This window comes from Larkinella sp. VNQ87, assembly GCF_049445795.1.
Lineage (GTDB): Bacteria > Bacteroidota > Bacteroidia > Cytophagales > Spirosomataceae > Larkinella.
The window spans coordinates 535,291-559,238 of the sequence record NZ_JBMSDT010000002.1; the positions used below are offsets into that span (position 1 = coordinate 535,291).

The 23,948-nt window shown below is 55.0% G+C and carries 22 protein-coding genes and 1 pseudogene; 12 read left to right on the forward strand and 11 right to left on the reverse strand.

The annotated features are described in order from the left end of the window. Positions 1-4 precede the first annotated feature (4 nt). Together ACO2Q8_RS04895 and ACO2Q8_RS04900 are read right to left on the reverse strand one after the other, a co-directional pair. On the reverse strand, positions 5-742 hold the full coding sequence (locus ACO2Q8_RS04895) for an SDR family oxidoreductase (RefSeq protein WP_423343662.1): 738 nt from the start codon (positions 740-742) through the stop codon (positions 5-7). Between the two features lie 70 nt (positions 743-812). Next, entirely contained in the window at positions 813-1,688 is an 876-nt protein-coding gene (locus tag ACO2Q8_RS04900; protein WP_423343663.1) for a helix-turn-helix domain-containing protein, read from the reverse strand. Between the two features lie 259 nt (positions 1,689-1,947). Between ACO2Q8_RS04900 and ACO2Q8_RS04905 the strand changes: the two genes are divergently transcribed. Further along, complete coding sequence (locus tag ACO2Q8_RS04905) at positions 1,948-3,072, forward strand: ATP-binding protein (RefSeq protein WP_423343664.1); 1,125 nt, start codon at positions 1,948-1,950, stop codon at positions 3,070-3,072. A 15-nt stretch (positions 3,073-3,087) separates the two neighbouring features. Here ACO2Q8_RS04905 and ACO2Q8_RS04910 read toward each other — a convergent pair whose 3' ends face one another. After that, positions 3,088-4,467 (reverse strand): DUF3748 domain-containing protein, encoded by a 1,380-nt coding sequence (locus ACO2Q8_RS04910; RefSeq protein WP_423343665.1) that lies wholly within the window; start codon positions 4,465-4,467, stop codon positions 3,088-3,090. 115 nt (positions 4,468-4,582) lie between these two features. Next, on the reverse strand, positions 4,583-5,449 hold the full coding sequence (locus ACO2Q8_RS04915; RefSeq protein WP_423343666.1) for an AraC family transcriptional regulator: 867 nt from the start codon (positions 5,447-5,449) through the stop codon (positions 4,583-4,585). A 234-nt stretch (positions 5,450-5,683) separates the two neighbouring features. On the opposite strand from ACO2Q8_RS04915, the gene ACO2Q8_RS04920 reads away from it, so the two are divergent. The 4 genes and pseudogenes from ACO2Q8_RS04920 to ACO2Q8_RS04935 all read left to right on the forward strand — a co-directional run bounded on the left by ACO2Q8_RS04920 (position 5,684) and on the right by ACO2Q8_RS04935 (position 11,639). Next, positions 5,684-7,276: a sodium:solute symporter gene (locus ACO2Q8_RS04920; RefSeq protein WP_423343667.1), complete on the forward strand. Its 1,593-nt coding sequence runs from the start codon at positions 5,684-5,686 to the stop codon at positions 7,274-7,276. A 126-nt stretch (positions 7,277-7,402) separates the two neighbouring features. After that, the gene (locus ACO2Q8_RS04925; protein ID WP_423343668.1) at positions 7,403-8,368 is read left to right on the forward strand and encodes a dihydrodipicolinate synthase family protein; all 966 of its coding nucleotides are present in this window, start codon (positions 7,403-7,405) and stop codon (positions 8,366-8,368) included. 111 nt (positions 8,369-8,479) lie between these two features. Further along, on the forward strand, positions 8,480-10,495 hold the full coding sequence (locus ACO2Q8_RS04930) for an SUMF1/EgtB/PvdO family nonheme iron enzyme (protein WP_423343669.1): 2,016 nt from the start codon (positions 8,480-8,482) through the stop codon (positions 10,493-10,495). A 183-nt stretch (positions 10,496-10,678) separates the two neighbouring features. Then, positions 10,679-11,639: pseudogene (locus tag ACO2Q8_RS04935) on the forward strand (nitrilase family protein). A gap of 9 nt (positions 11,640-11,648) precedes the next feature. Here ACO2Q8_RS04935 and ACO2Q8_RS04940 read toward each other — a convergent pair. After that, positions 11,649-12,830, reverse strand: coding sequence for a sialidase family protein (locus ACO2Q8_RS04940; protein WP_423343670.1), 1,182 nt, complete (start codon positions 12,828-12,830; stop codon positions 11,649-11,651). A 74-nt stretch (positions 12,831-12,904) separates the two neighbouring features. Here ACO2Q8_RS04940 and ACO2Q8_RS04945 point away from each other — a divergent pair, with 74 nt between their 5' ends. Further along, positions 12,905-13,522, forward strand: a complete 618-nt coding sequence (locus ACO2Q8_RS04945; RefSeq protein WP_423343671.1) for a trimeric intracellular cation channel family protein — start codon at positions 12,905-12,907, stop codon at positions 13,520-13,522. On the opposite strand, the gene ACO2Q8_RS04950 is transcribed toward ACO2Q8_RS04945, so the two are convergent. After that, positions 13,516-13,980 (reverse strand): Lrp/AsnC family transcriptional regulator, encoded by a 465-nt coding sequence (locus tag ACO2Q8_RS04950; RefSeq protein ID WP_423343672.1) that lies wholly within the window; start codon positions 13,978-13,980, stop codon positions 13,516-13,518. The two genes, ACO2Q8_RS04945 and ACO2Q8_RS04950, sit on opposite strands and share 7 nt — an antisense overlap. Before the next feature lie 192 nt (positions 13,981-14,172). On the opposite strand from ACO2Q8_RS04950, the gene ACO2Q8_RS04955 reads away from it, so the two are divergent. Further along, on the forward strand, positions 14,173-15,135 hold the full coding sequence (locus ACO2Q8_RS04955) for an NAD-dependent epimerase/dehydratase family protein (RefSeq protein WP_423343673.1): 963 nt from the start codon (positions 14,173-14,175) through the stop codon (positions 15,133-15,135). A 91-nt stretch (positions 15,136-15,226) separates the two neighbouring features. Then, positions 15,227-16,459: a glycine C-acetyltransferase gene (gene kbl / locus ACO2Q8_RS04960; RefSeq protein WP_423343674.1), complete on the forward strand. Its 1,233-nt coding sequence runs from the start codon at positions 15,227-15,229 to the stop codon at positions 16,457-16,459. 73 nt (positions 16,460-16,532) lie between these two features. Here kbl and ACO2Q8_RS04965 read toward each other — a convergent pair whose 3' ends face one another. From ACO2Q8_RS04965 to ACO2Q8_RS04980, 4 genes are all read right to left on the reverse strand, one after another. After that, positions 16,533-17,318 (reverse strand): alpha/beta hydrolase, encoded by a 786-nt coding sequence (locus ACO2Q8_RS04965; protein WP_423343675.1) that lies wholly within the window; start codon positions 17,316-17,318, stop codon positions 16,533-16,535. Between the two features lie 415 nt (positions 17,319-17,733). After that, positions 17,734-17,877: a hypothetical protein gene (locus ACO2Q8_RS04970; protein ID WP_423343676.1), complete on the reverse strand. Its 144-nt coding sequence runs from the start codon at positions 17,875-17,877 to the stop codon at positions 17,734-17,736. Positions 17,878-17,944: 67 nt separating this feature from the next. Then, on the reverse strand, positions 17,945-18,532 hold the full coding sequence (locus tag ACO2Q8_RS04975) for a Crp/Fnr family transcriptional regulator (RefSeq protein ID WP_423343677.1): 588 nt from the start codon (positions 18,530-18,532) through the stop codon (positions 17,945-17,947). A 7-nt stretch (positions 18,533-18,539) separates the two neighbouring features. Continuing rightward, complete coding sequence (locus ACO2Q8_RS04980; RefSeq protein ID WP_423343678.1) at positions 18,540-20,204, reverse strand: amidohydrolase; 1,665 nt, start codon at positions 20,202-20,204, stop codon at positions 18,540-18,542. 439 nt (positions 20,205-20,643) lie between these two features. Between ACO2Q8_RS04980 and ACO2Q8_RS04985 the strand changes: the two genes are divergently transcribed. The 4 genes from ACO2Q8_RS04985 to ACO2Q8_RS05000 all read left to right on the forward strand — a co-directional run bounded on the left by ACO2Q8_RS04985 (position 20,644) and on the right by ACO2Q8_RS05000 (position 23,083). Further along, positions 20,644-20,850, forward strand: coding sequence for a DUF2281 domain-containing protein (locus tag ACO2Q8_RS04985; protein WP_423343679.1), 207 nt, complete (start codon positions 20,644-20,646; stop codon positions 20,848-20,850). After that, the gene (locus ACO2Q8_RS04990; RefSeq protein ID WP_423343680.1) at positions 20,850-21,236 is read left to right on the forward strand and encodes a type II toxin-antitoxin system VapC family toxin; all 387 of its coding nucleotides are present in this window, start codon (positions 20,850-20,852) and stop codon (positions 21,234-21,236) included. The genes ACO2Q8_RS04985 and ACO2Q8_RS04990 overlap by 1 nt, the downstream gene beginning before the upstream one ends. A gap of 126 nt (positions 21,237-21,362) precedes the next feature. Then, entirely contained in the window at positions 21,363-22,583 is a 1,221-nt protein-coding gene (locus ACO2Q8_RS04995; protein WP_423343681.1) for an NADP-dependent isocitrate dehydrogenase, read from the forward strand. A 140-nt stretch (positions 22,584-22,723) separates the two neighbouring features. Beyond that, positions 22,724-23,083, forward strand: a complete 360-nt coding sequence (locus tag ACO2Q8_RS05000; protein WP_423343682.1) for a hypothetical protein — start codon at positions 22,724-22,726, stop codon at positions 23,081-23,083. Here ACO2Q8_RS05000 and ACO2Q8_RS05005 read toward each other — a convergent pair. Beyond that, on the reverse strand, positions 22,998-23,912 hold the full coding sequence (locus tag ACO2Q8_RS05005; RefSeq protein ID WP_423343683.1) for a glycosyltransferase family 2 protein: 915 nt from the start codon (positions 23,910-23,912) through the stop codon (positions 22,998-23,000). The genes ACO2Q8_RS05000 and ACO2Q8_RS05005 overlap by 86 nt on opposite strands. Positions 23,913-23,948: the final 36 nt, after the last annotated feature.

The following is a 23,948-nucleotide window of genomic DNA, read 5'->3' on the forward strand; positions in this document are numbered from 1 at the left end:
CGGGTCACCAGGGCAGACTGCCCGGTTCGGGAAAGTATTCCTCACTGAAAAATTTTCCGGTGGGTCCATCCGGGCCAATCAGCGCGTACTTGCTGATCCGTTGCCCGGCCTCTTCGACCGTGCTGGTACCCTGGTGGTTGGTGAAATCGGTTTGGGTGTATCCGGGGCAAACCGCGTTTACTTTGAAAGGCGTAACCCGAAGCTCGTAGGCCAGATTGACCGTGTACATATTCAGGGCGGCCTTCGACGACTGATATGCCACAAACCGGGTGGGGTAATTCGGGTTGTCCAGGTCAGCGGCCAGGGTAAGGGAAGCCATGCTGGTGCTCACATTCACGATCCGGGGGGCCGGTGAGGGTTTCAGCAAATCGATAAACGCCTGTGTCACCCCGACCACGCCGAACACATTGGTTTCATAAACGGTTCTGAATTCATCGATCGTTGTTTCGAGGGCCGATTGCTGAAATGCGCCCGAAATCCCGGCATTGTTGACGAGTACATCCAAAACCGTTGTTTTTTCGCCGATTGCCCGGCGGGCGGCCTCGATGGACGCCGGATCCGTGACGTCCAGTTGGATGACTTCAATCGTGCTCAGCCCCTCGGCTTTGAGCTTTGCTACGGCGGCCAAACCCCGCTCCAGACTGCGGCTGCCCATGTAAACGAAAAATCCGCTTTGTGCGAGTTGTCTGACGACTTCCAGGCCAATGCCTTTGTTGGCCCCGGTTACAAGTGCTGATTTCATTTGGATGACTGGTTTAAATGAACGAGGCAAAAGTAGCTCGTCCTCAACCAGTCGATCTGGACAAATCCGCTCAATTGCTGGACAAACCGTGTCGGTCGGCCAGAAAGGCGCTGATGTTCTTGCCGGTACGCTTTTTGAAGAGTCGTGAAAAATAATTAGGGTCATTAAAGCCCAGCTCGTACGCCAGCTCCTTCACCGAAAGGGGCGCATACTGGAGCTTTCGCTGGGCTTCCTGCATCAGCCGGTTGGTGATCCATTCTTTGGGCGAAAGGCCCGAAAACTCTTTGACAAGACCATAAAGACTACCCGGCGTCATGGCCAGTTCTTCGGCAATGGCGTGGACATCGTGCTGTTCGGTCAGATGGGTTTCCACCGCCAACTTAAAGGCAATATATTTTGCCAGCTTCGGATTTGAGGGGCTCGTCTGATCACGCTGCTCGAAATAAGCACTGTTAAACTCGGTTAATAGCGCGTTCAAATGCGCCAGAATGATGGGCACCTTCGTCTGCTTTCCGGGCGAATGCAGCAGTTGAAACAAGATGGACAGCACCGCTTTTACCCGCTGTTTGGCGTCCGAATCAAACGTGATGGTGTTGGCATGAAACGGATTGACCAGAAAAGGGTATGTCTGCGGAAGCATCGCCAGCGTGTTCTCATCGAACGAAATTTTATACTGCTTCGTCGCTTTTTGGGGAGAAGGAGTGAAGATTTGATTGGGCACCCCAAAAACGACCTGGCCATCGGAAAGGGTAATGTCCTGCAAGTCGACCTTAACGGTTTCTACGCCCTGGTCCACAAACACGAAATAATAATAGGCCAGTTTATGGGGTTGAAGCAGCTTTTTCCACACCTTCTCCGGGAGTGCGACGGCACAATTTTCGTTCACCAGAATGGGCAACTGCTCGTGGTGCTTGATCTGATCGAGTAATCCTTTGGTTTCCTGCATGGCTGATTCGGTCTCTAAAACAAATCCACAACAACAAAAAGCAGCGATTTGTGTCCTGGCCGGCTCGTGAATCGCCCCTTCTCCGTCGAACGGTTGTAGGCAATTGTGTCGCCCCGATTCAACCAGACAATGCTGTAGATTTAGTGCTATTGCTTAAAAAGCCTTAGTCATTCGTGTTAAGCAGTAGCCTTTTTTATATTTATCGATTACAATCGCAAATTTTTACTTAATTTGTCGATTGTAATCGACAGATTAAGTAATGATCCCTCGTCTTTTGGAAGCGCAACTGCGGACTCGCTGGGATTCCGGGAAGGCGCTGGTCGTCATGGGGCCGCGTCAGGTCGGCAAAACAACCCTCCTGCGCAAGCTGTGCGAGGAGCAGGGCGCTTATCTGTTGCTCAATGCCGACGAAACTGATGTTCGGACCCAACTGGAAAATGCAAACCTCACCCGGCTCCGCCAGATCATCGGATCAAACCGGATTGTTTTCATCGACGAAGCCCAACGCGTTCCGAACATCGGCCTGACGCTCAAACTCCTGACCGATCAGCTTCCCGAGGTTCGGTTGCTGGTCAGTGGCTCCTCGTCATTCGATTTGGCGAATGAGATCAACGAACCCCTGACGGGTCGAAAGTGGGAGTTTCGGCTTTTTCCGATTGCCTGGCAGGAGTTGGTGGGTCGTGTCGGCTTCCTGGACGCCCGCCGACAACTGGAAATCCGCCTTCTGTACGGTTTTTATCCGGAGGTCGTCACCAGCCTCGGCGACGAACGCGCCGTGTTGCAGCAACTCAGCAGTAGCTACCTCTACAAAGATCTGCTGACGTTTGGTGGCATTCGGCGGCCAGAATTGCTGGAAAAACTTCTCGTGGCTCTGGCCTTGCAACTCGGCTCCGAAGTGTCTTACAACGAACTGGCCCGCACGCTTCAGGTCGACCGGGCCACGGTCGAATCCTACATTGGCTTACTGGAAAAAGCCTTTGTGGTTTTTCGGCTCCAGCCGTACAGCCGAAACCTGCGCACCGAAATTAGCAGCAGCCGCAAAGTTTATTTCTACGACAACGGGATTCGCAACGCCATTCTGGCGGATTTCAAACCGCTCGGTCTGCGAAACGATGTCGGAGCGTTGTGGGAAAATTTTCTGATCAGCGAACGGCAAAAAGTGTTGCACTACCACCAGATTTGGGCAAAACCGTACTTCTGGCGCACCCATCAGCAGCAGGAGATCGACTACCTCGAAGAAAAGGACGGCGCTTTGCGGGCCTGGGAGTTCAAATGGAATCCCAACGCCAAAGCTCGGTTCCCCAAAACCTTTACGGAGACATACCACCTTGCTCAAACGGCAGTTATTCACCCGAATAACTTTGAAGAGTTTGTGGGGTTATAATCGCTAAAACCCTCCTCACCGCACCCGCTCCAGCACGAACAACTGTAAAAACCGCCCCTGCTCCGTCGAAACGTACCGATTATACGCGATTTTGTCGCCCCGGTTCGACCAGACGATGCCGTTGCGGGGTTGGGCGTCGTCCGATGCGCGGGGTGTCAGGCGTTTGAACACGCCCGTGGCTACTTCGGTCACGAACACGCTGTTGTCAGCGGCATAGGCCACCCACCGGCCGTCGGGGCTGAAGTTGAACGTGGTCTGAATCGAAAACGGCTGGCGGGTCAGTTGGCGAATCGCTCCGCCGTTGGGCGAGACGCCGAAGAGTTGCACGGTTCCGGTTTTGTCTTTCGCCAGAAAACCGATCAGCGCGCCGTCGGGCGTGGTTCGGAGCCAGTGGCGCGGGCCTTCCGCGCCGTGTTCGGTGAATGTGATCCGGCGTTGCTGCACGCCTTTCGGCGGGTTAGCACGCCCGGTTTCAGTCCCTTCCAGCGGCTGACCGTCAACGGCTTGCGTTAGGTTGTCGGGCAAGTCGGCCACGAAAAGTTCGGCGACGGTTTTGCCATCCGGTTTCCGGACATTGCCCTGAAACGCCAGCGCCCGGTTTTGCCAGTTTCCGTCCGGTTTTCGGTAGCCGTGGGTGCCAATCCAGCCTTCATCGAACGCCTTGTCGATCTCGTCGCTGCCCGGTTTTGGCGACTCAGTGACGCGCGTGACAACCACCGAAAACAACTCGCCCGAATTATTCTCCCGCGAACCATCGTCGGCCACGGCCACCTTTCCGAACGGTGCCATGACGCCCACCACGCGCAGATCCCTGACGGCCGGATTCGTTTTGCTCAACCGGTCGAGCACGTAATCGTTGTACGTAAAGCTGATCCACTGGCCGTCGGCGCTCCAGCCGTGGGCGTGCGTACCGCCCCGTAGTGCGCCAGGCGTAAACGGTGGCGTCACGTCGCGGGCGTCGAGAAAAACCGGTTTTCCGGGCTGGTCAGTGTCGATGGCAACGCCCGTCCGCCGGGCAAAATCGTACGGTTTCTGTTGGTTGGCGTTCCGGATGCCGTGAATGAACAGCACCCGGTTTTGAGTAGGCGAAAACGTTGCCGCGCCCACGCCCGGCCCAAACTCCGTCTGGTTCTCAGTCTGGTACAACAACCGGATTTCGCCGGTTTTGACGCTTACCATCTCAATAGAACCCGTGCTGCCGATGCCCGTATCCACGTTACGGGTGTCGTAAACGAGCCATTCGTCGTTCGGCGAGAAAGCCTGGGCGTTGTGGATGGTGTGGCCTTTGGCATCAAACGTAAGCTGTCGTTCGGTAAAATTCATAGTCAGGTGTGGTTTGGGAGCGCAGGTTTGTAAACCCGCACCGAGCAGGAGCCAGCCGATCCGGGCGTTCATGGGTTTTCGGTTTTCAGTTTTCGGTATACGGTTTTCAGTTTATGGTTGCAGGAGTTAACAAGCTGGGAACCTCAGCGGCTGCATTTTCGCAGAAAACTGAAACCTGTAAACCGTCTCACTGCAAATAATTTCGCTTGTATTCGAGTGGCGTGACGCCTTTGACACGCTTGAAATGGCGGTAGAAGTTTGAGAGGTTGTTGAAGCCGCTTTCCGAACAGATCACCTCGGCGCTCAGCTTGTTTTCGACCAGCGCCCGGCAGGCGTGACTGATCCGGATTTCGGTCAGAAACTCGTGGTAGGTCTTGTGCGTCATGAGTTTGAAATACCGGCAAAACGAGGTCACACTCAGGTTGGCGACCGACGCAATCTCCTCCAGCGTAATCTCTTTGGCGTAGTTCGACAGCGTGTAGCTGCACACCTTGTTGAGCCGAACCGTCTCCAGTTCGTTCGATTGGTAGAACACCCGCTCCGATGTAATCGTCTCTAGTTCATCGGATTGCGACAGCAGTTCCAGAATCGACAGCAGCACGATCAACCGCTGCAACGGCCGGGCTTCGACGGCGCTGTACAGTAATTCGGCCACTTTATTATTCGTTTCGCCCTTGATCAACAAACCGCGTAGCGCCCGTTCGTAGAGCCGCCGGATGGGCTGGGTTTCGGCCAGGTTCAGGAAATCGCGGCCCAGGCAATCGGGCCGGAACTGCATCAGAATGGCTTCGACCTGCATGTCGGGTTCGTCCTGGAAAAAGGCTTCGTTGCACCGCCAGGTATGCGGTAGATTTTCGCCCACCAGCAAAATTTCCCCGGCCGAAAAGTTGCTGACGTTATCGCCGATAAACCGCACGCCCTCTCCCCGAATGACGTAGTGCAACTCCAGTTCGGGGTGGTAATGCCAGAGGTTCCCGAAGTTGGGCTTGATGTCGTGCCGGACGCTGAACGAATCCTGAGCGTTGACGGGTACTTTATGAAAATGCGGCTTCATTCGTTTACCAAAATGGATATGGTAAATTTGTACATAAATTGGGAAAGTCTACACAAAACAGCAGTCCCTTTATCTACTAGTTTTGCCAGTAAAATCAAATAATTTACTCGCCCAGTGATAAAACTACGGTAGTATACTCGAAAAGTACTACGGTTTTTGAAGAAGACGAAAAAAAATATTCTGATAATTTAGCGTACCTGACTATCTCCTAAACCCGACCCTTTTGCGACGCCGATGAAAAGCCTGCCCGTGATTGATTTGCTCGTAATCGTTGCCTATCTGATCGGGATGGTTGCTGTTGGCGTGTATTTTTCACGCAACAACAAAAGCGCCGACCAGTTTACGAAGGCATCGGGCAGGATTCCGGGCTGGGCCATCGGCATGTCGATTTACGCGACATTCCTGAGCAGCAACACCTTCCTGGGCGTACCGGGCAAGGCGTTCGGCAGCAACTGGAACTCGTTCGTGTTCAGCCTGGCAATGCCGCTCTCGGCCTGGGTAGCAGCCCGGTTTTTCATTCCGTTTTACCGCACCACCGGCGAAGTATCGGCCTACACCCACCTCGAACACCGGTTCGGGGCCTGGGCTCGGACTTATGCCGTGGTCTGTTTTCTGCTGACGCAACTAGCCCGCATGGGGTCCATTTTCTTCGGCATTGCGCTAAGTTTGCAAGCGTTAACCGGTTACCCGATGGCGACGATTATGGTTGTGGTCGGGCTTTGCATCATTTTTTACACCGTCATGGGGGGCATGGAAGCCGTTATCTGGACGGAGGTGGTCCAGGGCGTGATCAAAACCGCCGGGGCGCTGATTATCCTCTGGCTGGTGGTCGACGGCATGCCGGGCGGGGTGGGCAAGATCGTCGACATCGGGAAGGCCGACGACAAATTCAGCCTGGGCAGTTACGCGCCGGATTTCACCCAGGCAACGTTCTGGGTGGTGTTGCTCTACGGTTTCTTCATGAACCTGAACAACTTCGGCATGGACCAGAATTACGTCCAGCGCTACCACACCACGACCTCCATCAAAGAAGCCGCGCGATCGATCTGGCTCTGTGTGTACCTCTACGTGCCGGTTTCCCTGATGTTTTTCATGCTCGGTTCGTGCCTGTACGCCTATTACCAGACCAACCCCGAAATGCTCGACGCGGTCCGGATGCAGGTGGCCGGAGAACGCCTGCCCAACGGCAGTCCAGAGGCCATTCGGCAACTCGCCAACACGCTGACACCCGCCGAATTTGGCGACAAGGTGATGCCGCATTTCATGGTCAACAAGGTTCCGGCGGGGCTGGTCGGGTTGATCGTCGCGGCCATTCTGTCGGCAGCCATGAGCACCATCAGTTCGAGCATGAATGCGTCGGCCACGGTTTTCTCGGTCGACATTTACCAACGGTACCTGAACCCCAACCTGTCGGGCGGTCAATCGCTGCGGTTGCTGTACATCGCCACCACGGTTTTCGGCGTGCTCGGCATGACGACCGGCATTGCCATGATCGGCGTCAAAAGTGTGCTCGATATCTGGTGGATGCTGTCCGGGATTTTTGCGGGCGGGATGCTGGGCTTGTTTTTGCTCGGCATTATCTCGCGGCAAACCCGCAACACCGAAGCGCTGACCGCGACAATTGTCGGCATCGTGGTGATTGTCTGGATGACGTTTTCACCCCAGATTCCGGACGAGTACGCGTTTGTCCGCAGCACCCTGCACCAGAACATGATTATGGTCGTCGGAACGCTGACGATCTTCCTGGTCGGCCTGCTGCTGACCAAACTGCGCGGCAACAAACCGGTGCCATCCTCCAATCCTGAAAATTCTGTTCTCAACGTATAGCTTATTCCTAAACCCTTACTTTTAAGTTGTTACACAGAGTTGATCAGAGGACATCAGAGGTTATCAGAGTCTCTGATTAACCCTGTGTAACAACCCTTCTCTACATTTCCAACTCTTTCACTCACCATGCCTTCTTCCTCCGTCGAATCGTTACCCCGTGGGTTCATCCCCGTCATGCTTACACCGTTTCAGGAAACCGGTGCCGTTGATTACCCCGCGCTCGCCCAGTTGGTCGACTTTTACCTGGAAATCGGAGCTACAGGCCTGTTTGCCAACTGTTTATCCAGCGAGATGTACGAGCTGACGGAAGATGAACGGCTGGAAATCACGCGGTTTGTGGTCGAGCAGACGGCGGGACGCGTGCCGGTCGTGGCGACGGGCACCTTCGGCGGGCCGATTGCCCGGCAGGCGGAGTTTGTCAAGCGCATCTACGAAACCGGCATTCAGGCCGTGATCGTCATTACGAGCCTGATCGCCGACGAAGACGAATCCGATGCGGTTTTTCTCGAACGGATGCACGAGTTGATCGACCGGACTGACGACATTCCGCTCGGTTTTTACGAGTGCCCCGTGCCGTACAAACGGCTGATCAGCGCCGACATTCTGAACGATCTGCTGCCCACCGGCCGGTTGATTTACCACAAAGACACTTGTCTGGACGATGCCGAAGTCGCCCGCCGGATTGCCGCCGGAGCCGATTACCGGTTCGGGCTGTACGACGCCTACATGGTCAACGCGGTGTCATCGCTGCGGGCCGGAGCCGCCGGGCTGTCGTGCATTCAGGGCAACGAATTTCCGGAACTGATCGTCTGGTTGTGCGACAATTTCAACAACACCGCCCGGCAATCAGACATCGACCGGGTGCAGCAGTTTTTCGTCGATTGCATGGATCTTGTCCATTCAGCCTATCCCACCATTGCCAAATACACCCTGCAAAAACGCGGTTTGCCGATTTCGCTCTACACCCGCCGGGAGGTTGGTCCGCTGACGGCTGAGTTACAACGCGAGATGGACGCCCTGATCGAAACCGCCAACGAGCTTCAGGCGTCGCTGGGCATCGAGCCGGTGTTGGTGGAAAAATTGGTGGAGTAAGAGAAAATAGGAACGCGGATTGAACGGATGAAACGGATCAAAACGGATAAAGATCCGTGTAAATCCGTTTCATCCGTTCAATCCGCGTTCCAGTCCAACCCATACAGTGCTATGAAATACACCTTCCTGTTATCCTTTCTGCTATCCGCAACCGCCTTCGCGCAGGAAACCAACTCGCTGGGCATGAAGCTCGTGACGGTTCCGGCGGGCCGGTTTTACATGGGTTCGGAGGGCGAAGGCGAAGATTATGACGAAGCGCCGGTTCACCGCGTGACGATTTCGAAGCCGTTTCGGATGGCTATCACGGAAGTGACCAACGCTCAGTACGAAGCCTTCGATCCCGAACACAAAAAGCTGCGGAGCAAAGCCGGTTTTTCGAAAGACGACGACGAAGCCGTGATCTTCGTGAGCTACCCGGAAGCCGTCGCCTTCTGCGAGTGGCTGAGCAAAAAAGAAGGAAAACCGTACCGGCTCCCGACCGAAGCCGAGTGGGAATATGCTTGCCACGCGGGCACCGTGACGCCCTTTTCGACGGGTCGGTTTTTGCCCGCAAACTATCAGAAAAGCCAGAAAACCGACCGTACCCCCGTTGTTGTTTCGCTAAAAGTTGGCCAGACACCCGCCAACCCGTGGGGCTTGCAGGAGATGCACGGCAACGTGGAAGAATGGTGCTCCGACTGGTACGGCCCCTACGAAGCCGGGGAGCAGCGCGATCCGGTCGGCCGGGCTTCGGGCCTCTTTCGCGTCACACGCGGAGGCAGCCACGGGACGCCGGTGCAGTACCTGCGTACCACCAACCGGCTCGGCATGATTCCGGAGGATAAGCACTGGCTGGTCGGTTTCCGGGTGGTGCAGGCCGAAAAACCGGCGACGCAACCGCTCCCCGCCATTCCGCCTAAGGCCTTTGCACAAAACGTTTCGCAAAAACCGTTTGCCTGGAAAACCGTCTCGGCCTCACAACCGGTTTTTCTGGAACCGATCCGCTACGTCAACAAACCGGCCTGCGACGCGGGCGTTCCGTTTTATTCGCACAACCACCAGCCGGCCCTCACCTGGTGCCCCAACGGCGATTTGCTCGCGATCTGGTTTTCGACGGAAAAAGAAGCCGGGCGCGAGATGACCGTCGTCGCCAGTCGCTTACGGGCCGGGCAAACCCGCTGGGACGCTCCGTCCGAGTTCTTTAAAGTGCCGGACCGGAACATGACCGGGAGTTCAATTTTCCACGACGGCACGGGCACGATTTACCACATGAACGGCGTCGAAGCCAGTGGCGACTGGCAGAATCTGGCGATGGCTCTCCGCACCAGCCGCGACAACGGCGCCACCTGGTCGGCCCCGCTGCTGGTGGCTCCCGAACACGAAAAGCGCCATCAGGTGATTGCCGGGATGTTTAAATCCAAAGAAGGCTGGCTGGTGCAGGCTTGCGACGCCGACCCCAGCTCGTCGGGCGGCACGGCGGTACACGTCAGCAAGGATGGCGGCAAAACCTGGGTCGCGCCGTACACCGACCCGGCCAAACCGGACTACAAAACCGGGGCGTCGGGCGGGTTGATTGCCGGGATTCACGCGGGGGTTGCCCAGTTGAAAGACGGCAGTTTGCTGGCGTTTGGCCGGAGCGATAACCTCCCGGGGCCGGACGGAAAACCCCGGATGCCGATGAGCCTGTCGCGGGATATGGGCCAAACCTGGACGTATTCACCTTCTGAATTTCCCCCGATTGCGGGCGGGCAGCGGCTGATTTTTTACCGATTAAACGAAGGCCCGCTGATGCTGATCGGTTTTACGCACCACCCCGAAGAACCGGACGAAACGAAAAAAGGCATGCTGTTTACCGACGCCAAAGGCAATTCGTTCAAAGGCTACGGGATGTACGCGGCCCTGTCGTTCGACGAGGGCAAAACCTGGCCAGTCAAAAAGCTGCTGACCGACGGGCAATACCGGTACCTGAACGGCGGAGCCTGGACCGGCGCGTTCGAAATGGACGCGACCCACGCCGAACCGCGCGGTTATCTGGCCCTGACGCAAACGCCCGACAACCTGATTCACCTCATCAGCAGCAGCATTCATTACCGGTTTAACCTGGCCTGGTTGCAACAGAAAATGGTGGTGGAAGCGGCCCGGCAATAGGTTAATAGGATTTTCACCCCCAACCCCCTGAAGGACGGTCGGCCGCTGCCGGGCTGAAACATCTGGATTTCAAAAGCCCGGCAGCGGCCGACCGTCCTTCAGGGGGTTGGGGGCTAACTAAAGCAATGATTATTCAGTGGGCGAAAAATTTACCGAACCGGTTTCTGTCCGTACTTTTGCCAAATGGAACCGCTTCGCATTGCTACCGCCCAGTTTGAACACCACAACGGTGATAAAGCGTATAACCTTTCAATAATCCGACAGCTTGCCGCCCAGGCGTCCCAACAGGGTGCCGAGGTTATTGCCTTCCACGAATGCTCGATTACGGGCTACACCCACGCCCGGCACCTCTCCCGCGAGCAGATGCTCGACCTGGCCGAGCGCATTCCGGACGGCGATAGCATCCGGGTTCTGACGGACATTGCCCGCGAAAACCGCATCGTGGTGCTGGCTGGTTTATTCGAAAAAGACGAGCAGGACCGCCTGTTCAAGGCGTATGTGTGCGTAGACGAAAACGGTCTGGTGGCCAAATACCGCAAGCTGCATCCGTTCATTAATCCGCACCTGCTGCCGGGCGATCAGTACGTGGTGTTTGAGATTAAGGGCTGGAAATGCGGCATTCTGATTTGCTACGATAACAACGTCATCGAAAACGTCCGGGCTACGACGCTGCTCGGTGCCGACATCATTTTCATGCCGCACGTCACGATGTGTACGCCCTCGACCCGGCGCGGGCTTCGTCGATCCGGCGCTTTGGAAAAACCGGGAAAATGACCCGACCTCGCTGCGCATCGAATTTGATGGGCTGAAAGGACGCGCCTGGCTCATGAAGTGGCTTCCGGCCCGCGCCTACGACAACGGGATTTACGTGGTGTTCTCGAATCCCATCGGCATGGACGACGACCAGCTCAAAAACGGCTGCTCAATGATTCTCGACCCGTTTGGCGACATCCTGGCCGAATGCCGGAAGCTCGACAACGACGTTGCTATTGCGCTCTGCACGCCCGAAAAACTGACGATGGCGGGTGGGTATCGCTACAAACAGGCGCGTCGGCCCGATCTGTACCGCGACATCATCGGAAAACCGCACCAGCCCGAGCAGAAAGTGGTCTGGCTAAACCCCGAAACCGATCCGTCGGCGTAAGAAGCGAACCTACTTCACCAGCCACTCATATGTAAACTGTGCATAGACAATTTTCGCATAGCCGTCTTTCTCGTACAAAACACCAATTTTTCGATCCTGCTGAACCACCAGATCGGAATACGCGGACGGCCCACTGTGAATGGTCTTCCCGGCCGACCAGCTTTTACCGTCGTCGGTACTCACCCGAACCGTCAGGTTTGTCCGGCTGGTCTGGCTGTTCGGATTCGAGAACAACAGAACGCGCTGACCCCGGCGCGGCTGGTACTCGATCAGGCTTCCCTGACAAACCGGGTCGGGTAAATCGTGGGCAATCCGCACGGGCTCCCAGCTTTCTCCCCCGGTTTTTGAAACCGACAGCAGCCGGTTTTTCACATCCCCCGACTGGTTGCGGCTGTTCATCAACAGATTTCCGTCGGACGTTTCCACGGCCGTACTTTCGTTGCTGCCGGGATAGTCGATGTTCAGGCTGATTTTCCAGGTTTTCCCGTGATCATCCGAGTAAAAACCGTGCGCCCGGTAATCGCGGAACTGCGGCTGCGGTGGCCCGGCCGAATGATTGGCCGGTACAAAAAGCCGTCCCCGGTACCGGCCTTTCTGTAGTTGCAGCGCGTGGCCCGGCGTGTTGGCGTACGAGCGCCAGTCTTCCGGAAACGCATACGCCGGATTGGCAGCCGGTTGGTTCGGGCGGGAAACCTGCGCCGTAATGTTGACGGCTTCCGACCAGGTCTGGCCCGCGTCGGCGCTGGTTTTGTACCAGACTTCCCGAACAGCCTCCCCTTTCCGCACGTTATTTTCCGACGTAATCCCTGTGTTGTAAATCAGAAAAAACCGTCCACGCCGAAAAGCCGGATCGGTAAGGTCGAAAACCGGCGCAGGATTCCCGGCCTGTGCATTCCCGTTGTCGACCACGACGCGAAGCGGCCCCCACGTCCGGCCGTTGTCCGTGCTCACGCGAAGCACCAGATCAATGTCGCCAAAGTCGTCGCAATCCTTCCGGCGACCTTCCGCAAAAGCCAGCAAATGGCCGTCCGGGGATTTTACAATGGCCGGAATCCGGTAGCATTGGTAGCCGTTGTCGCCGTTCTGAAAAACCGTCGTTTCGGTAATCGGACCGGTTTGCCAAACGGTTTCACCGGATAACGTCAGCAAATTGACGAGAAGCAAAAGGAAGAAAAAACCAGAACGAAGCATGGCAGAAAGGGTCGGAATAGTGCGAAGCTAGAGAATTTTCAGTTCAACTGGCAAAAAAGTAGTTCCTTTGAGTCATGAGCAATTGGTATCTCCTCGACTTAATCGGAACCACTGTGTTTGCCATTTCGGGCGCGTTGTCGGCCCTCAGCAAAAAGATGTACCACGACCTGTTCGGGGTTTCGTTCATCGGCTTTCTGACGGCCGTCGGCGGGGGAACGACGCGGGATGTGATCCTGGGCGCTCATCCCGTTTTCTGGATCCGGGACCCGAATTACCTCATCGTCATTCTGGTTGGAGTGGGCATCGCCATTGCCGGGCGACGCTGGTGGTTTGGGCAACTCCGCCGACCGCTGCTCTTCTTCGACACGCTCGGGATCGGGATTTACACCATTTTTGGCTTGCAGAAAGCCCTGAGCCTGCACGTCAACGGCTGGGCTGCAGTTTTGCTGGGCCTGATGTCGGCGCTGTTCGGGGGCGTCCTGCGCGACACGCTGGTGAACGACCTGCCGCTCATTTTCGAAAAACAGGTGTATGCCACCGCCTGTCTCGTCGGGGCTGTGCTGTATCTTCTTGGAAATCAACTCAAACTAGACCCTAATCTCAACTTTTTGCTCTCCGCCGGAAGTATTACCCTTATTCGTCTGCTGGCGATTCGGTACGGCTGGACCTTGCCCCGCATCGGCGCTCAATGAATGACGTAGCCCAGATTGTGCTTGATTTCTTTCAGCACAAACGTGCTGTTCAACACACCGATGTTCTCGATTTCAGAAAGTTTGTATTTCACGAAATTGTGATACCCGTCAAGGCTGCTGATGTGGATTTTTAGCAAAAAATCGACCTGTCCGGCCATGTGGTAGCATTCCTGTACCTCTTCCAGCTTTTTAATTTCCTCCTCAAACTTGTCGATAAAGGCCTTGTCGTGGTAGCGCATCGACACCTGACAAAACGCCGTGATGGGTTGCCCCAGTAAGTTTTTATCCAACACCGCCACATATTGCCGGATCACGCCCAGTGTTTCCAGCCGCTTGATTCGTTCGTACACCGGCGAGAGCGTCAGGCCCAGTTGAGCGGCTAACTCCTTGGTGGTCAGCTTCGCATCTTCCTGCAAAAGCCGCAGCAATTTCTTGTCAGTTTCATCGAGTACTTCCATGCCGAAAATTTTTCTAAAAGGGATGATCAGGAAAGAACTTGCACAGATATTTTATCTTTAAAAATCCAGCTATACCACAATATTAACGTATTTATTAAACTTATACCTTAAAAAAGGCGGTATTTGTAAATTTGCACCGCAACAGCAACGGCTTTGGCGTTGTTAAGTTTACACTTCCTAACACACTAAAAGATGAAGCGCGAAACCATTCTCGTGATCGGGGCCAACGGCCAGATCGGTACAGCTCTTCTCCCCCGCCTTCAGGCCCAATACGGACTGAATTCCGTTGTGGGTGCCGACCTGCGACGCGCGCCCTCGGAGCAAGGAATTTTCGAATTACTGGACGCCACAAAAGCCGACGAACTGGCCGAACTGGTCAGTCGCTACGGGGTTACCCAGATTTATCACCTCGCGGCCGTGCTCTCGGCCAAAGGGGAAACCGATCCGCTCGGAGCCTGGAACCTGAACATGCAGACGCTGCTCAATGTCCTGGAAGTTGCCCGCGTGCAACAGATTCGGAAAGTATTTATTCCGAGCTCCATTGCTGCTTTCGGTGAACACGCGCCCAAGTTCGAAACGCCCCAAACCGCATCGCTCGACCCGGCTACGGTGTACGGCATCAGCAAGGTTGCCGCTGAAAACTGGTCGTTGTACTACCACAAACGCTACGGCTTGGACGTGCGCTCGCTGCGGTATCCGGGCATCATCAGCTACCAGTCGATGCCGGGGGGCGGCACCACCGATTACGCCGTGGCGATTTTTCACGCGGCCGTTCAGGGGCAACCGTTCGAGTGTTTTCTGGCCCCGGACACGCTGCTGCCGATGATGTACATGGACGACGCCCTGCGCGCGACGCTCGAACTGATGGAGGCCTCCGAAAACCGCATCAGCGTGCGAACCTCGTACAACCTGGCCGGGATGAGCTTCGCGCCTGCCGAACTAACGGCTTCCATTCAGGCGTATTTTCCGGAGTTTACCGTTCAGTATAAACCGGATTTCCGGCAAGCCATCGCCGATTCCTGGCCCCGAACCATCGACGACAGCGTTGCCCGGCACGACTGGGGCTGGAAACCGGAATTTGATCTGCCGCGCATGACGCAGGAAATGATCACTCAGCTTTCGACGGTCTATCACACCCTGATTCCAACGCATTAACGTAATCTTACCCCTAAATCCCCTGAAGGGGACTTGATACATCCGGATCAAAAGTCCCCTTCAGGGGATTTAGGGGCAAACCAATAACGGTATGTATACGATCAAAGAAGAACTCCAGCAGGAACTCGATTCGATTCGGGAAGCCGGTTTATACAAATCCGAACGGATTATTATCTCGCCCCAATCGTCGGTTATCGCCATCCACGGTGGCCGCGAGGTGCTAAATTTCTGTGCCAACAACTACCTCGGCCTGTCGTCGCACCCGGAAGTGATCAAAGCCGCCCACAAAACGCTCGATAGCCACGGTTTTGGCCTGTCGTCGGTGCGGTTTATCTGCGGTACGCAAGACATTCACAAGGAACTGGAACGAAAAACCGCCGAGTTTGTCGGGGCCGAAGACTGCATTCTGTACGCGGCTGCGTTCGACGCCAACGGCGGGGTGTTCGAGCCGCTGCTGAACGAAGAAGACGCCATCATTTCCGATGAACTGAACCACGCGTCGATCATCGACGGCATTCGGTTGTGCAAAGCCAAACGGTTTCGCTACAAACACAACGACATGGCCGATCTGGAAGCGCAGTTGCAGGCGGCTGCGAGCAGTCGGCGGAAGCTGATCGTAACCGACGGCGCGTTCTCGATGGACGGCACGATTGCCCAACTCGATAAAATCTGTGATCTCGCCGACCAGTACGGCGCGATGGTAATGGTCGATGAATGCCACGCCAGCGGTTTTCTGGGCAAAACCGGTCGCGGAACGCCGGAATACCGCAACGTGTTCGGGCGCATCGACATCATTACGGGCACCTACGGCAAAGCCCTCGGGGGCGCATCAGGCGGTTTTACGGCGGCCCGGAAAGAGATTGTAGACCTGCTGCGGCAACGGTCGCGGCCCTACCTGTTTTCGAATACGCTGGCTCCGGCCATTGTCGGTGCATCGCTGAAAGTGCTGGAGATTCTGGCATCGTCGACGACCCTGCGCGACAAGCTCGAAGCCAACACCCGGCAGTTCCGGGAAGCCATGACGACCGCCGGTTTCGATATTCTGCCGGGCGAACACCCGATTGTGCCGATCATGCTGTACGACGCGCCCCTCGCGCAGGAATTTGCGGCCCGGCTGCTCGCAGAAGGTATTTACGTCATCGGCTTCTTCTACCCGGTGGTGCCGAAAGGCAAAGCCCGGATTCGAGTGCAGATTTCGGCCGGCCACGAACCGGAGCACATCCGGAAAGCCGTAGCCGCGTTTACCAAAATTGGCCGCGAGTTGGGCGTGATTCCGGCGGAGCAGTCCACCACCATCCCCGTAGCTTCCTCTCCCCGAGCCTGACAGGTTTGACCGTAGATAACCCCGGGTTACCCCGGGGTTATCTACGGTCAAACCCTGCGGGTTTGTGGGTCAGTCAATGCCTGGTGAGCCAGTCGAAAATGTAATCGGCGTCTTCTTTCCAGGTGGGCTGGCCCAGGACAAAGTGGTTTCGGCCGGGAAATTCCTTGTAATCGAGCACCGAACCACTGGGTTTATACGCTTTGTAGTTCCGGTAGTTCAAGTGAGCGGGGATGATAGTATCGATCTCGCCGGATGTAATCAGCAACGGCGCGTGTGGCTTGGCAAAATCGACTTTGGCCGCGCTGGTCAATCCGCCCCGGGCGACGGTTTTGGATTCCGGAATGGTATTTTCTTCGTACGCCTTTTTTTGTTCGTCCAGCGGCATGCCGTTCACAAACGCGTACTGCCAGTCTTTGAACGACATCAAATACGTCTTCTTCAGGGATGTAAACAATCCGAGTGCTTTCCACCCCGCTTTCAGGAACGAAAATTCGTAGGGAAATACGCCCAACGGAGGAACCGGGTGAATGGCCACCCCGGCCACGCCCAGGCCCCGGTTGATCAGAATTTGCGTGACCAAACCGCCCAGCGAGTGGCCGATGATGATCGGTTTTTCGGGTAAATTTTTAGCAAAATTCGCGTAGTGATCAACGAGTTCCGTTAAGGTTAGTGCGGCTAAATCGGTGTCGTTCGGCTGGCGGTTGCGGAGTTCGGCCGCGGTGCCGTTTTTGTACGGCCAGGCTGGTGCGTACGTTTTGTACCCTTTGCTTTCAAAATATTCCTGCCATTCTTTCCAACTGGTGTTGACAACAAAGGCTCCGGTGATAAACAGGACGGTTTTGGTGGTACTGGCTTTCATGATCGTATCGTTTTCGTGTTGTGTTTTTGTCTGTCGTTCAGCGATTTGAACGAGACAAAGGTCCGCACGACGACGATCAATAATTTTAACCGAGGTTAAGATCGTATGAGCGCCTGATTTTTTTGTCACACCCTCTGCTTAACGTGTGACTTGTTGTTGCCTCCTCCGTCAAATACAACAAAACCGAATACCAAAAACGTGAGAAAGCCAACCACCGCACTACTTGTCCTGAGTCTATGTATCGCCCTGATTTCCAACCACCTTTACGGGCTTTCAGGCTTCCTTTTCTGTCTGATCACCGCTGGGCTTTGTCTGACAACCTGGATTGTCCAGTCGGCGGTTTCGGTAGATGAAAACGGGTATCCGGTTTCGGAGAATATTCGTGAGAGCTACCCCAACTTTCGGCCACGGTCTTCTAAAACCCTATCAAACGAGCTACCAGATAGACCATAAGCAAACCGATACCCACAAAAAGATATTGCTTCTGGGTGGCTTCACGCCGTTGTTTAAACAGCCAAAGCAGTACAAAACTCAAGCCAAGACACAGAGCAATCTCCATTGTTTAGTTGGTCAACAGGTATAGTTTTCCGGAAAAACCGGTTGCGAAGTGGATCTCCTCACTCCGCTCAATGCCCCGCCATCCGTTTCCGAATCCGGCTCAGCGACGGGCCCTGGATGCCAAGGTACGACGAAATGTGGTAGAGCGGAATGGCGTTGTGTAAATCCGGGTGCTGTTGCATCAGTTCGGCGTACCGTTGTTCCGGGGTTTTGAACAAAAAATCCTCCGCCCGGTCCATCGCCAAATTAAACGCCCGTTCGGCCACCAGCCGGCCAAAATGCTCCCACGGTTTGGACTCCTGGTACAGCCGGTTGATGTGGTTGACGTGAATGTAGAGAATGGTGGAATCGACCATCGACTCCGTGTAATAATTGCAGGGCGTCTGGTTGACAAAACTCTTGTAGGAAACGACAATCTGGTTCTTGGAGAAGAAGAAAACGTTTTTTTCTTCGGCGGTTTCGGCGTGAATGTAATACGTCCGGAAAATACCGTCCAGAATAAAACCGAGGTGTTTGCAGACGTTTTTGTATTCGTTGTAAAACTCGCCTTTTCCGTACTGCTTTTTTTCCCAGTAGGGAACGGACAAGGCAAACGCGTCCTCGTCCATTCCCGCAAACTGGTTCAGGGCGTACCCCAGTAAATCGATTTCCGTCATAAAACCGTTATTTCCCTTTCGGTTCCTTGTCCTTCATCAGCTCCGCCTTCTGGTCTTCGCGCAGGGTCGGGTATTTGATGCCCAGTTGCTCCAGATAGGTTTTGTATTTCGTCGGATCGTAGTAGTATTTCTTGAGTTCCGGCTTGAATTTAGCCATAATTTCCTTGTTCAGATAAACCGCCGGATATTCTTTGGGCGAAATCAAGGGCGTGTACTTGATCTCTTTCGTCTGCTCTTTGGTGTAATACTCCCAGGCGTTTTTGATGATTTCGGGCTTCATCAGCATGTCCAGAATTGTCATGGCTTCGGCTTTGGCTCCGGCCACCACGCCCTTGTGCGCAATCGGCGTCGCCATCGAAATAGCATTCGACCAGTGGTGACCCGGCAGGCCGGGAATGTTGGACGGATACCGCAGCACCACCGTCGGCAGCGACCATGAAATGTCGGCGATATCGTCCGAACCGCCCCCCATCGAGGTCATCATCTGACCGCCCATCATGGCCGTCGGTGCGGAGGGTGCTTTCATACTGTCCAGTTTCATCGCCAACCCTTCCACCTTCGGGGCCTGCAATTCCTTCTGCGACGCCTTCGCCAGCATCTGGTCTTCTTCCGACCAAACCGGCAGGCCCACTTTCCGGATGTTGGCGTCCATCGCTTCGGCAATCGGTTTGTTAAAGTGCCCCGGCCAGGCCGAACCCAGGATTTCGTAGCTAAACTTGGTGTCGGTCATCAAGGCCGCCCCTTCGGCTATTTTGATCCCGGTTTCATACAGTTTCTTGATTTTGGGATAGGTCCGTTCGCGGAAATAATACCAGACGGCCGCTTTCGACGGCACCACGTTCGGCTGATCTCCTCCGTCGGAAATCACGTAGTGGGAGCGTTGGGTCAGTTCGAGGTGTTCGCGCCGGAAGTTCCAGCCGATGTTCATCAACTCAACGGCATCCAGCGCACTTTTGCCGCGCCAGGGCGCTCCGGCTGCGTGAGCTGCCTGCCCTTCAAACATAAATTTGACCGACACCACTCCATTGTTGCCCGCGTCGCCGTGCGACACACCCAGGTTGTTGCCGACGTGCGTAAAAATGCAGGCATCCACGTCCTTGAAATACCCGTCGCGGACGTAGAATGCCTTCGCACCCACCAGTTCCTCGGCCACGCCCGGCCAGAGCATCAGCGTACCCGACAGTTTTTCGCGCTCCATGATTTGTTTCACCGTTAAAGCCGCGACGATGTTCAGTGCCTGGCCGGAATTGTGACCCTCACCGTGTCCCGGTGCGCCTTCGACCAGCGGATCGTGGTAGGCCACCCCCGGTTTCTGGCTGGCTTTCGGAATGCAGTCCACATCGGAGCCGATGGCGATGACGGGCTTGCCGCTGCCCCAGGTCGCAATCCAGGCAGTGGGCATGTTGGCAATGCCTTTCTGGACTTTGAAGCCTTCTTTTTCGAGCAAGGTCGTCAGGTACTTGAACGTTTCTTCTTCCTGAAAACCGAGTTCCGAAAAGCTGAACAACATGTCGTTGATTTGCTGCGCCTGGTCTTTCCGTTTGTCGATTTCGGCGATGGCTTCCTGCTTCAGTTTTTCCAGTTTGTCGGGGGCCTTCGCTTTTTTCGATTGTGCCCAGAGCAAGGCCGGTGCCAACCATAGCACAAAAATGATTTTTGTAAAGTTTTTCATGGAATAGCCAAATTTTATTTGATGAAGAAGCAATAAGACAGCCTAAATATACGGCTAACGAATAAATATAGCACTACCCTTCCTCCTAAAAGCCCGCCAGGGCTTCCTATGGATAACCCCGGGTGCAACCCGGGGCTACCGAGAACGCCGGAGCTACCGGAGCTGTCGGGGCTACACGGTCGGAGTCGTCGGTGGCTGACTGGGTGTCCGGTCGGGCAGCCACTCAGGCCCGGCCTAGCCTCTCCGGTGTCTCTGCATCCTCTGCCCCCACAGCCCCGGGTTGCACCCGGGGTTATCCACGGTCGGCCCGGTGGGCCTGCGTCCTCCAGGCAAGAAGCGCGTTGATGGTGAGGAGCCTTCGCGAACTTTCGTTTCCCGTTACGCCCAGAATTGTTACCTTTAGACTATCATTAGGCTAGTTTAATGTGAGGTAAATTTTATGACGTACCTGGAGCTTTATAAAAAAATAGAAATGTTGCCTCCCAGCTACCAGACTGAGGTCGAAGACTTTATCGACTTTCTGAAAGCAAAGCAGCAAAAAAACGTACAGCCTAAAAAGCGACCGGTTTTCGGAAGTGCAAAGGGACAATTTGACATCTCTTCGGATTTCGACAAACCGCTGGATGACTTTGCTGATTACATGTAATGGATTTACTGCTGGATACACACACGCTCATCTGGTTCCTCAACGGCGATCAAAGGGAGCTATCGCTCCGTGCGCGTGCTGCCATCGAGAGTAGTCAGAATACTTCCTTTGTCAGTGTCGTCAGCTTGTGGGAAATGGCCATTAAAATTCGACTCGGGACCCTGACCTTTAAGCCCGGTTACGAAAACCTGCTTGTTCTGCTCGATCAAAACGGTTTTGAACTATTGCCAATCACGTTCCGGCATACAAAGCAATTGCTGGATCTCGATATGCACCACCGCGATCCTTTTGACCGCTTACTGATCGCCCAATGCCTGGTCGAAAATATGACTCTGGTTTCTAAAGACAGTAACTTCCCTAACTATCCGATTCGCTGGATATGGTGACTTTCGGTTTATTCGGCTAATCGCATTCCTTCCCTCTGATTCATTCGCTTTCATTTCCCGTTACGCCCAGAATTGTTACCTTTGCGGCTGATTTCCTGTATCGTTTCACTGATTGATAGCTAACAAATGGAGAAAATTAAAGTAGCTAATCCGGTTGTCGAATTGGATGGCGACGAAATGACCCGCATTATCTGGAAGTTTATTAAAGACAAGCTGATCCTCCCTTACATCGACGTTGACATTAAATATTACGATCTGGGCGTCGAATACCGCGACGAAACCAACGATCAGGTGACCATCGATGCCGCCAACGCCATTAAAGAATACGGCGTCGGGATTAAATGCGCCACCATCACCCCGGACGAAGACCGCGTCAAAGAGTTCAATCTGAAACAAATGTGGAAATCGCCGAACGGCACGATCCGGAACATTCTGGACGGTACGGTTTTCCGCGAGCCGATCGTCATTAAAAACGTACCGCGCCTGGTGACCAACTGGTCGGCCCCGATCATCGTGGGTCGGCACGCGTTCGGTGACCAGTACCGCGCGACGGATTTCGTCGTGCCGGGCAAAGGCAAGCTGACGATGAAGTTCGAAGGCGAAGACGGCACCGTGCAGGAATACGAAGTGTACCAGTTCAAAGGCCCGGGCGTGGCGATGGGCATGTACAACGTGGACGAGTCGATTCGCGGTTTTGCGCAGGCTTGTTTCAACATGGCCCTGCAAAAAGGCTGGCCGCTGTACCTGTCGACCAAAAACACGATTCTGAAGAAATACGACGGTCGTTTCAAGGATATTTTCCAGGAAATCTACGAAAACGAGTTCAAGGCGAAGGGCGTTCACTACGAACACCGCCTGATCGACGACATGGTGGCCTCCGCCCTGAAATGGGAAGGGAACTTTGTCTGGGCGTGTAAAAATTACGACGGTGACGTTCAGTCGGATACGGTAGCACAGGGCTTCGGTTCACTCGGTTTGATGACGTCCGTACTCGTTACGCCCGATGGCAAAACGATGGAAGCCGAAGCCGCCCACGGGACCGTTACGCGCCACTACCGCGAACACCAGAAAGGCAACCCGACCTCGACCAACCCGATTGCATCGATTTTTGCCTGGACGCGCGGTCTGGCATTCCGGGGCAAACTCGACGGCAACCAGCCGCTGATCGACTTCTGCAACGCGCTGGAAGCGGTTTGTATCGAAACCGTCGAAAGCGGGAAAATGACGAAGGACCTGGCGTTGTCGGCGTTCCCGGCCGGCACGAAACTGGTCGCCGGTGAGCACTACCTCAACACCCAGGACTTCCTGGAAGCGCTGGATCAGAATCTGAAAGTGAAGCTGGGTTGATCCTGAGCTAAGTACTTTGATATAATTTTGGCCCGGTTTTTTAAACCGGGCCTTTTTTATTGAGTAAGCTCCATTAAATGCGCTTCCCCTCCAACCTTTTCCCCTTCCCCGGCGTCTTATTAAAAAAAACGAGCACAAGGATGAAGACGTTAATCTTGGTTTTTGGCCTGGCGCTGGGAATTGTCGCCTGCCAAACCGCACCCTGGGAAAATGAAATAGCCGTCGGCAACGACTGTTCGTCGTATGCCGAATGGAAGAAAGCCGCCGAATTGCGCGAAGTGCCCGGCACCGTAATCAACGAAGCCGAAACCTCCCAAACCAGCACCTGGGTTTACATCCTGACCAGCGACAGCACCCGGTATTTTGCCTGCAACCTGCCCGACCAGGCGCAGAAAACCGGGACGAGGGTGGTCTTCAATGCCGATGAGTTTGCGCCCCCGCCGAACGTCCGGCTGGCTGGTGTGCCTGTGAAGCTGACGAAACTGCGGATTGCGCGGTAATTTCGCTGGGATCAAGCTGCGCTCGAACGCGCTGGTCGGCCTGCCGGATCAGTGCCTTGACGCTTCGTAATCCGCGCAGGGTGAGACGAATGCGAAAATACGCCACGATGTAAACCGGGAAATGCTTGTGGGCAAACAGCAAGCTGCTTTGGTGATAGCTGAGATTAAAGAACTTGTCCTCCACCCCCGAATCCACTCCACCCTGACTACTGGCGTGGTGAATCAGGGCGGCTTTGGCCACGTAGCCCATCCGAAAACCGGCCCGGTGGGCTCGAATGCCAAAATCAGCATCTTCGTGAACGGCCACGCCCGAAAACCGTTCGTCAAACGTACCGATTTTGGTAAATACCGCACGAGATACCGAGAAATTAGCTCCCGTCACCACGTTGACCGGCCCGTCGATGGCACAGTCGTCGCCCCCCGTAAACTTCAGATACCAGGTCAGCCACAACGGTTTTGATTGGGGCGGGATACCCTGCTCCACGATGCGGCCCTGCACCACATCCAGTCCGCCCTGATGGGCCAGAACGTGGTTCAGGATAAAATCGGGATCGAATTCGGTATCATCATCGATAAAAATGACTACCTCGCCCCGGGCGTGCCGAAGCCCCAGATTTCGAGCGGCCGTCAGCGACGGTTTTTCGCTTCGTATCCACCGCAACCGGTCCTGATTGGCGGTCAGGAACTGTTCGGTAGCCGGTTCGTGCTGGCGGGTCTGATCGACCACAATGATTTCATAGTCGGAATACTGCTGCTGCAAGGCGCATTGCAGACAACGGACCAATAACGCTTCCCGGTTATAGGTCGGAATGATCAGGGAAACAAACACAAGTGTACGGTATAGAGATGGTAGTGGGTAATCGGT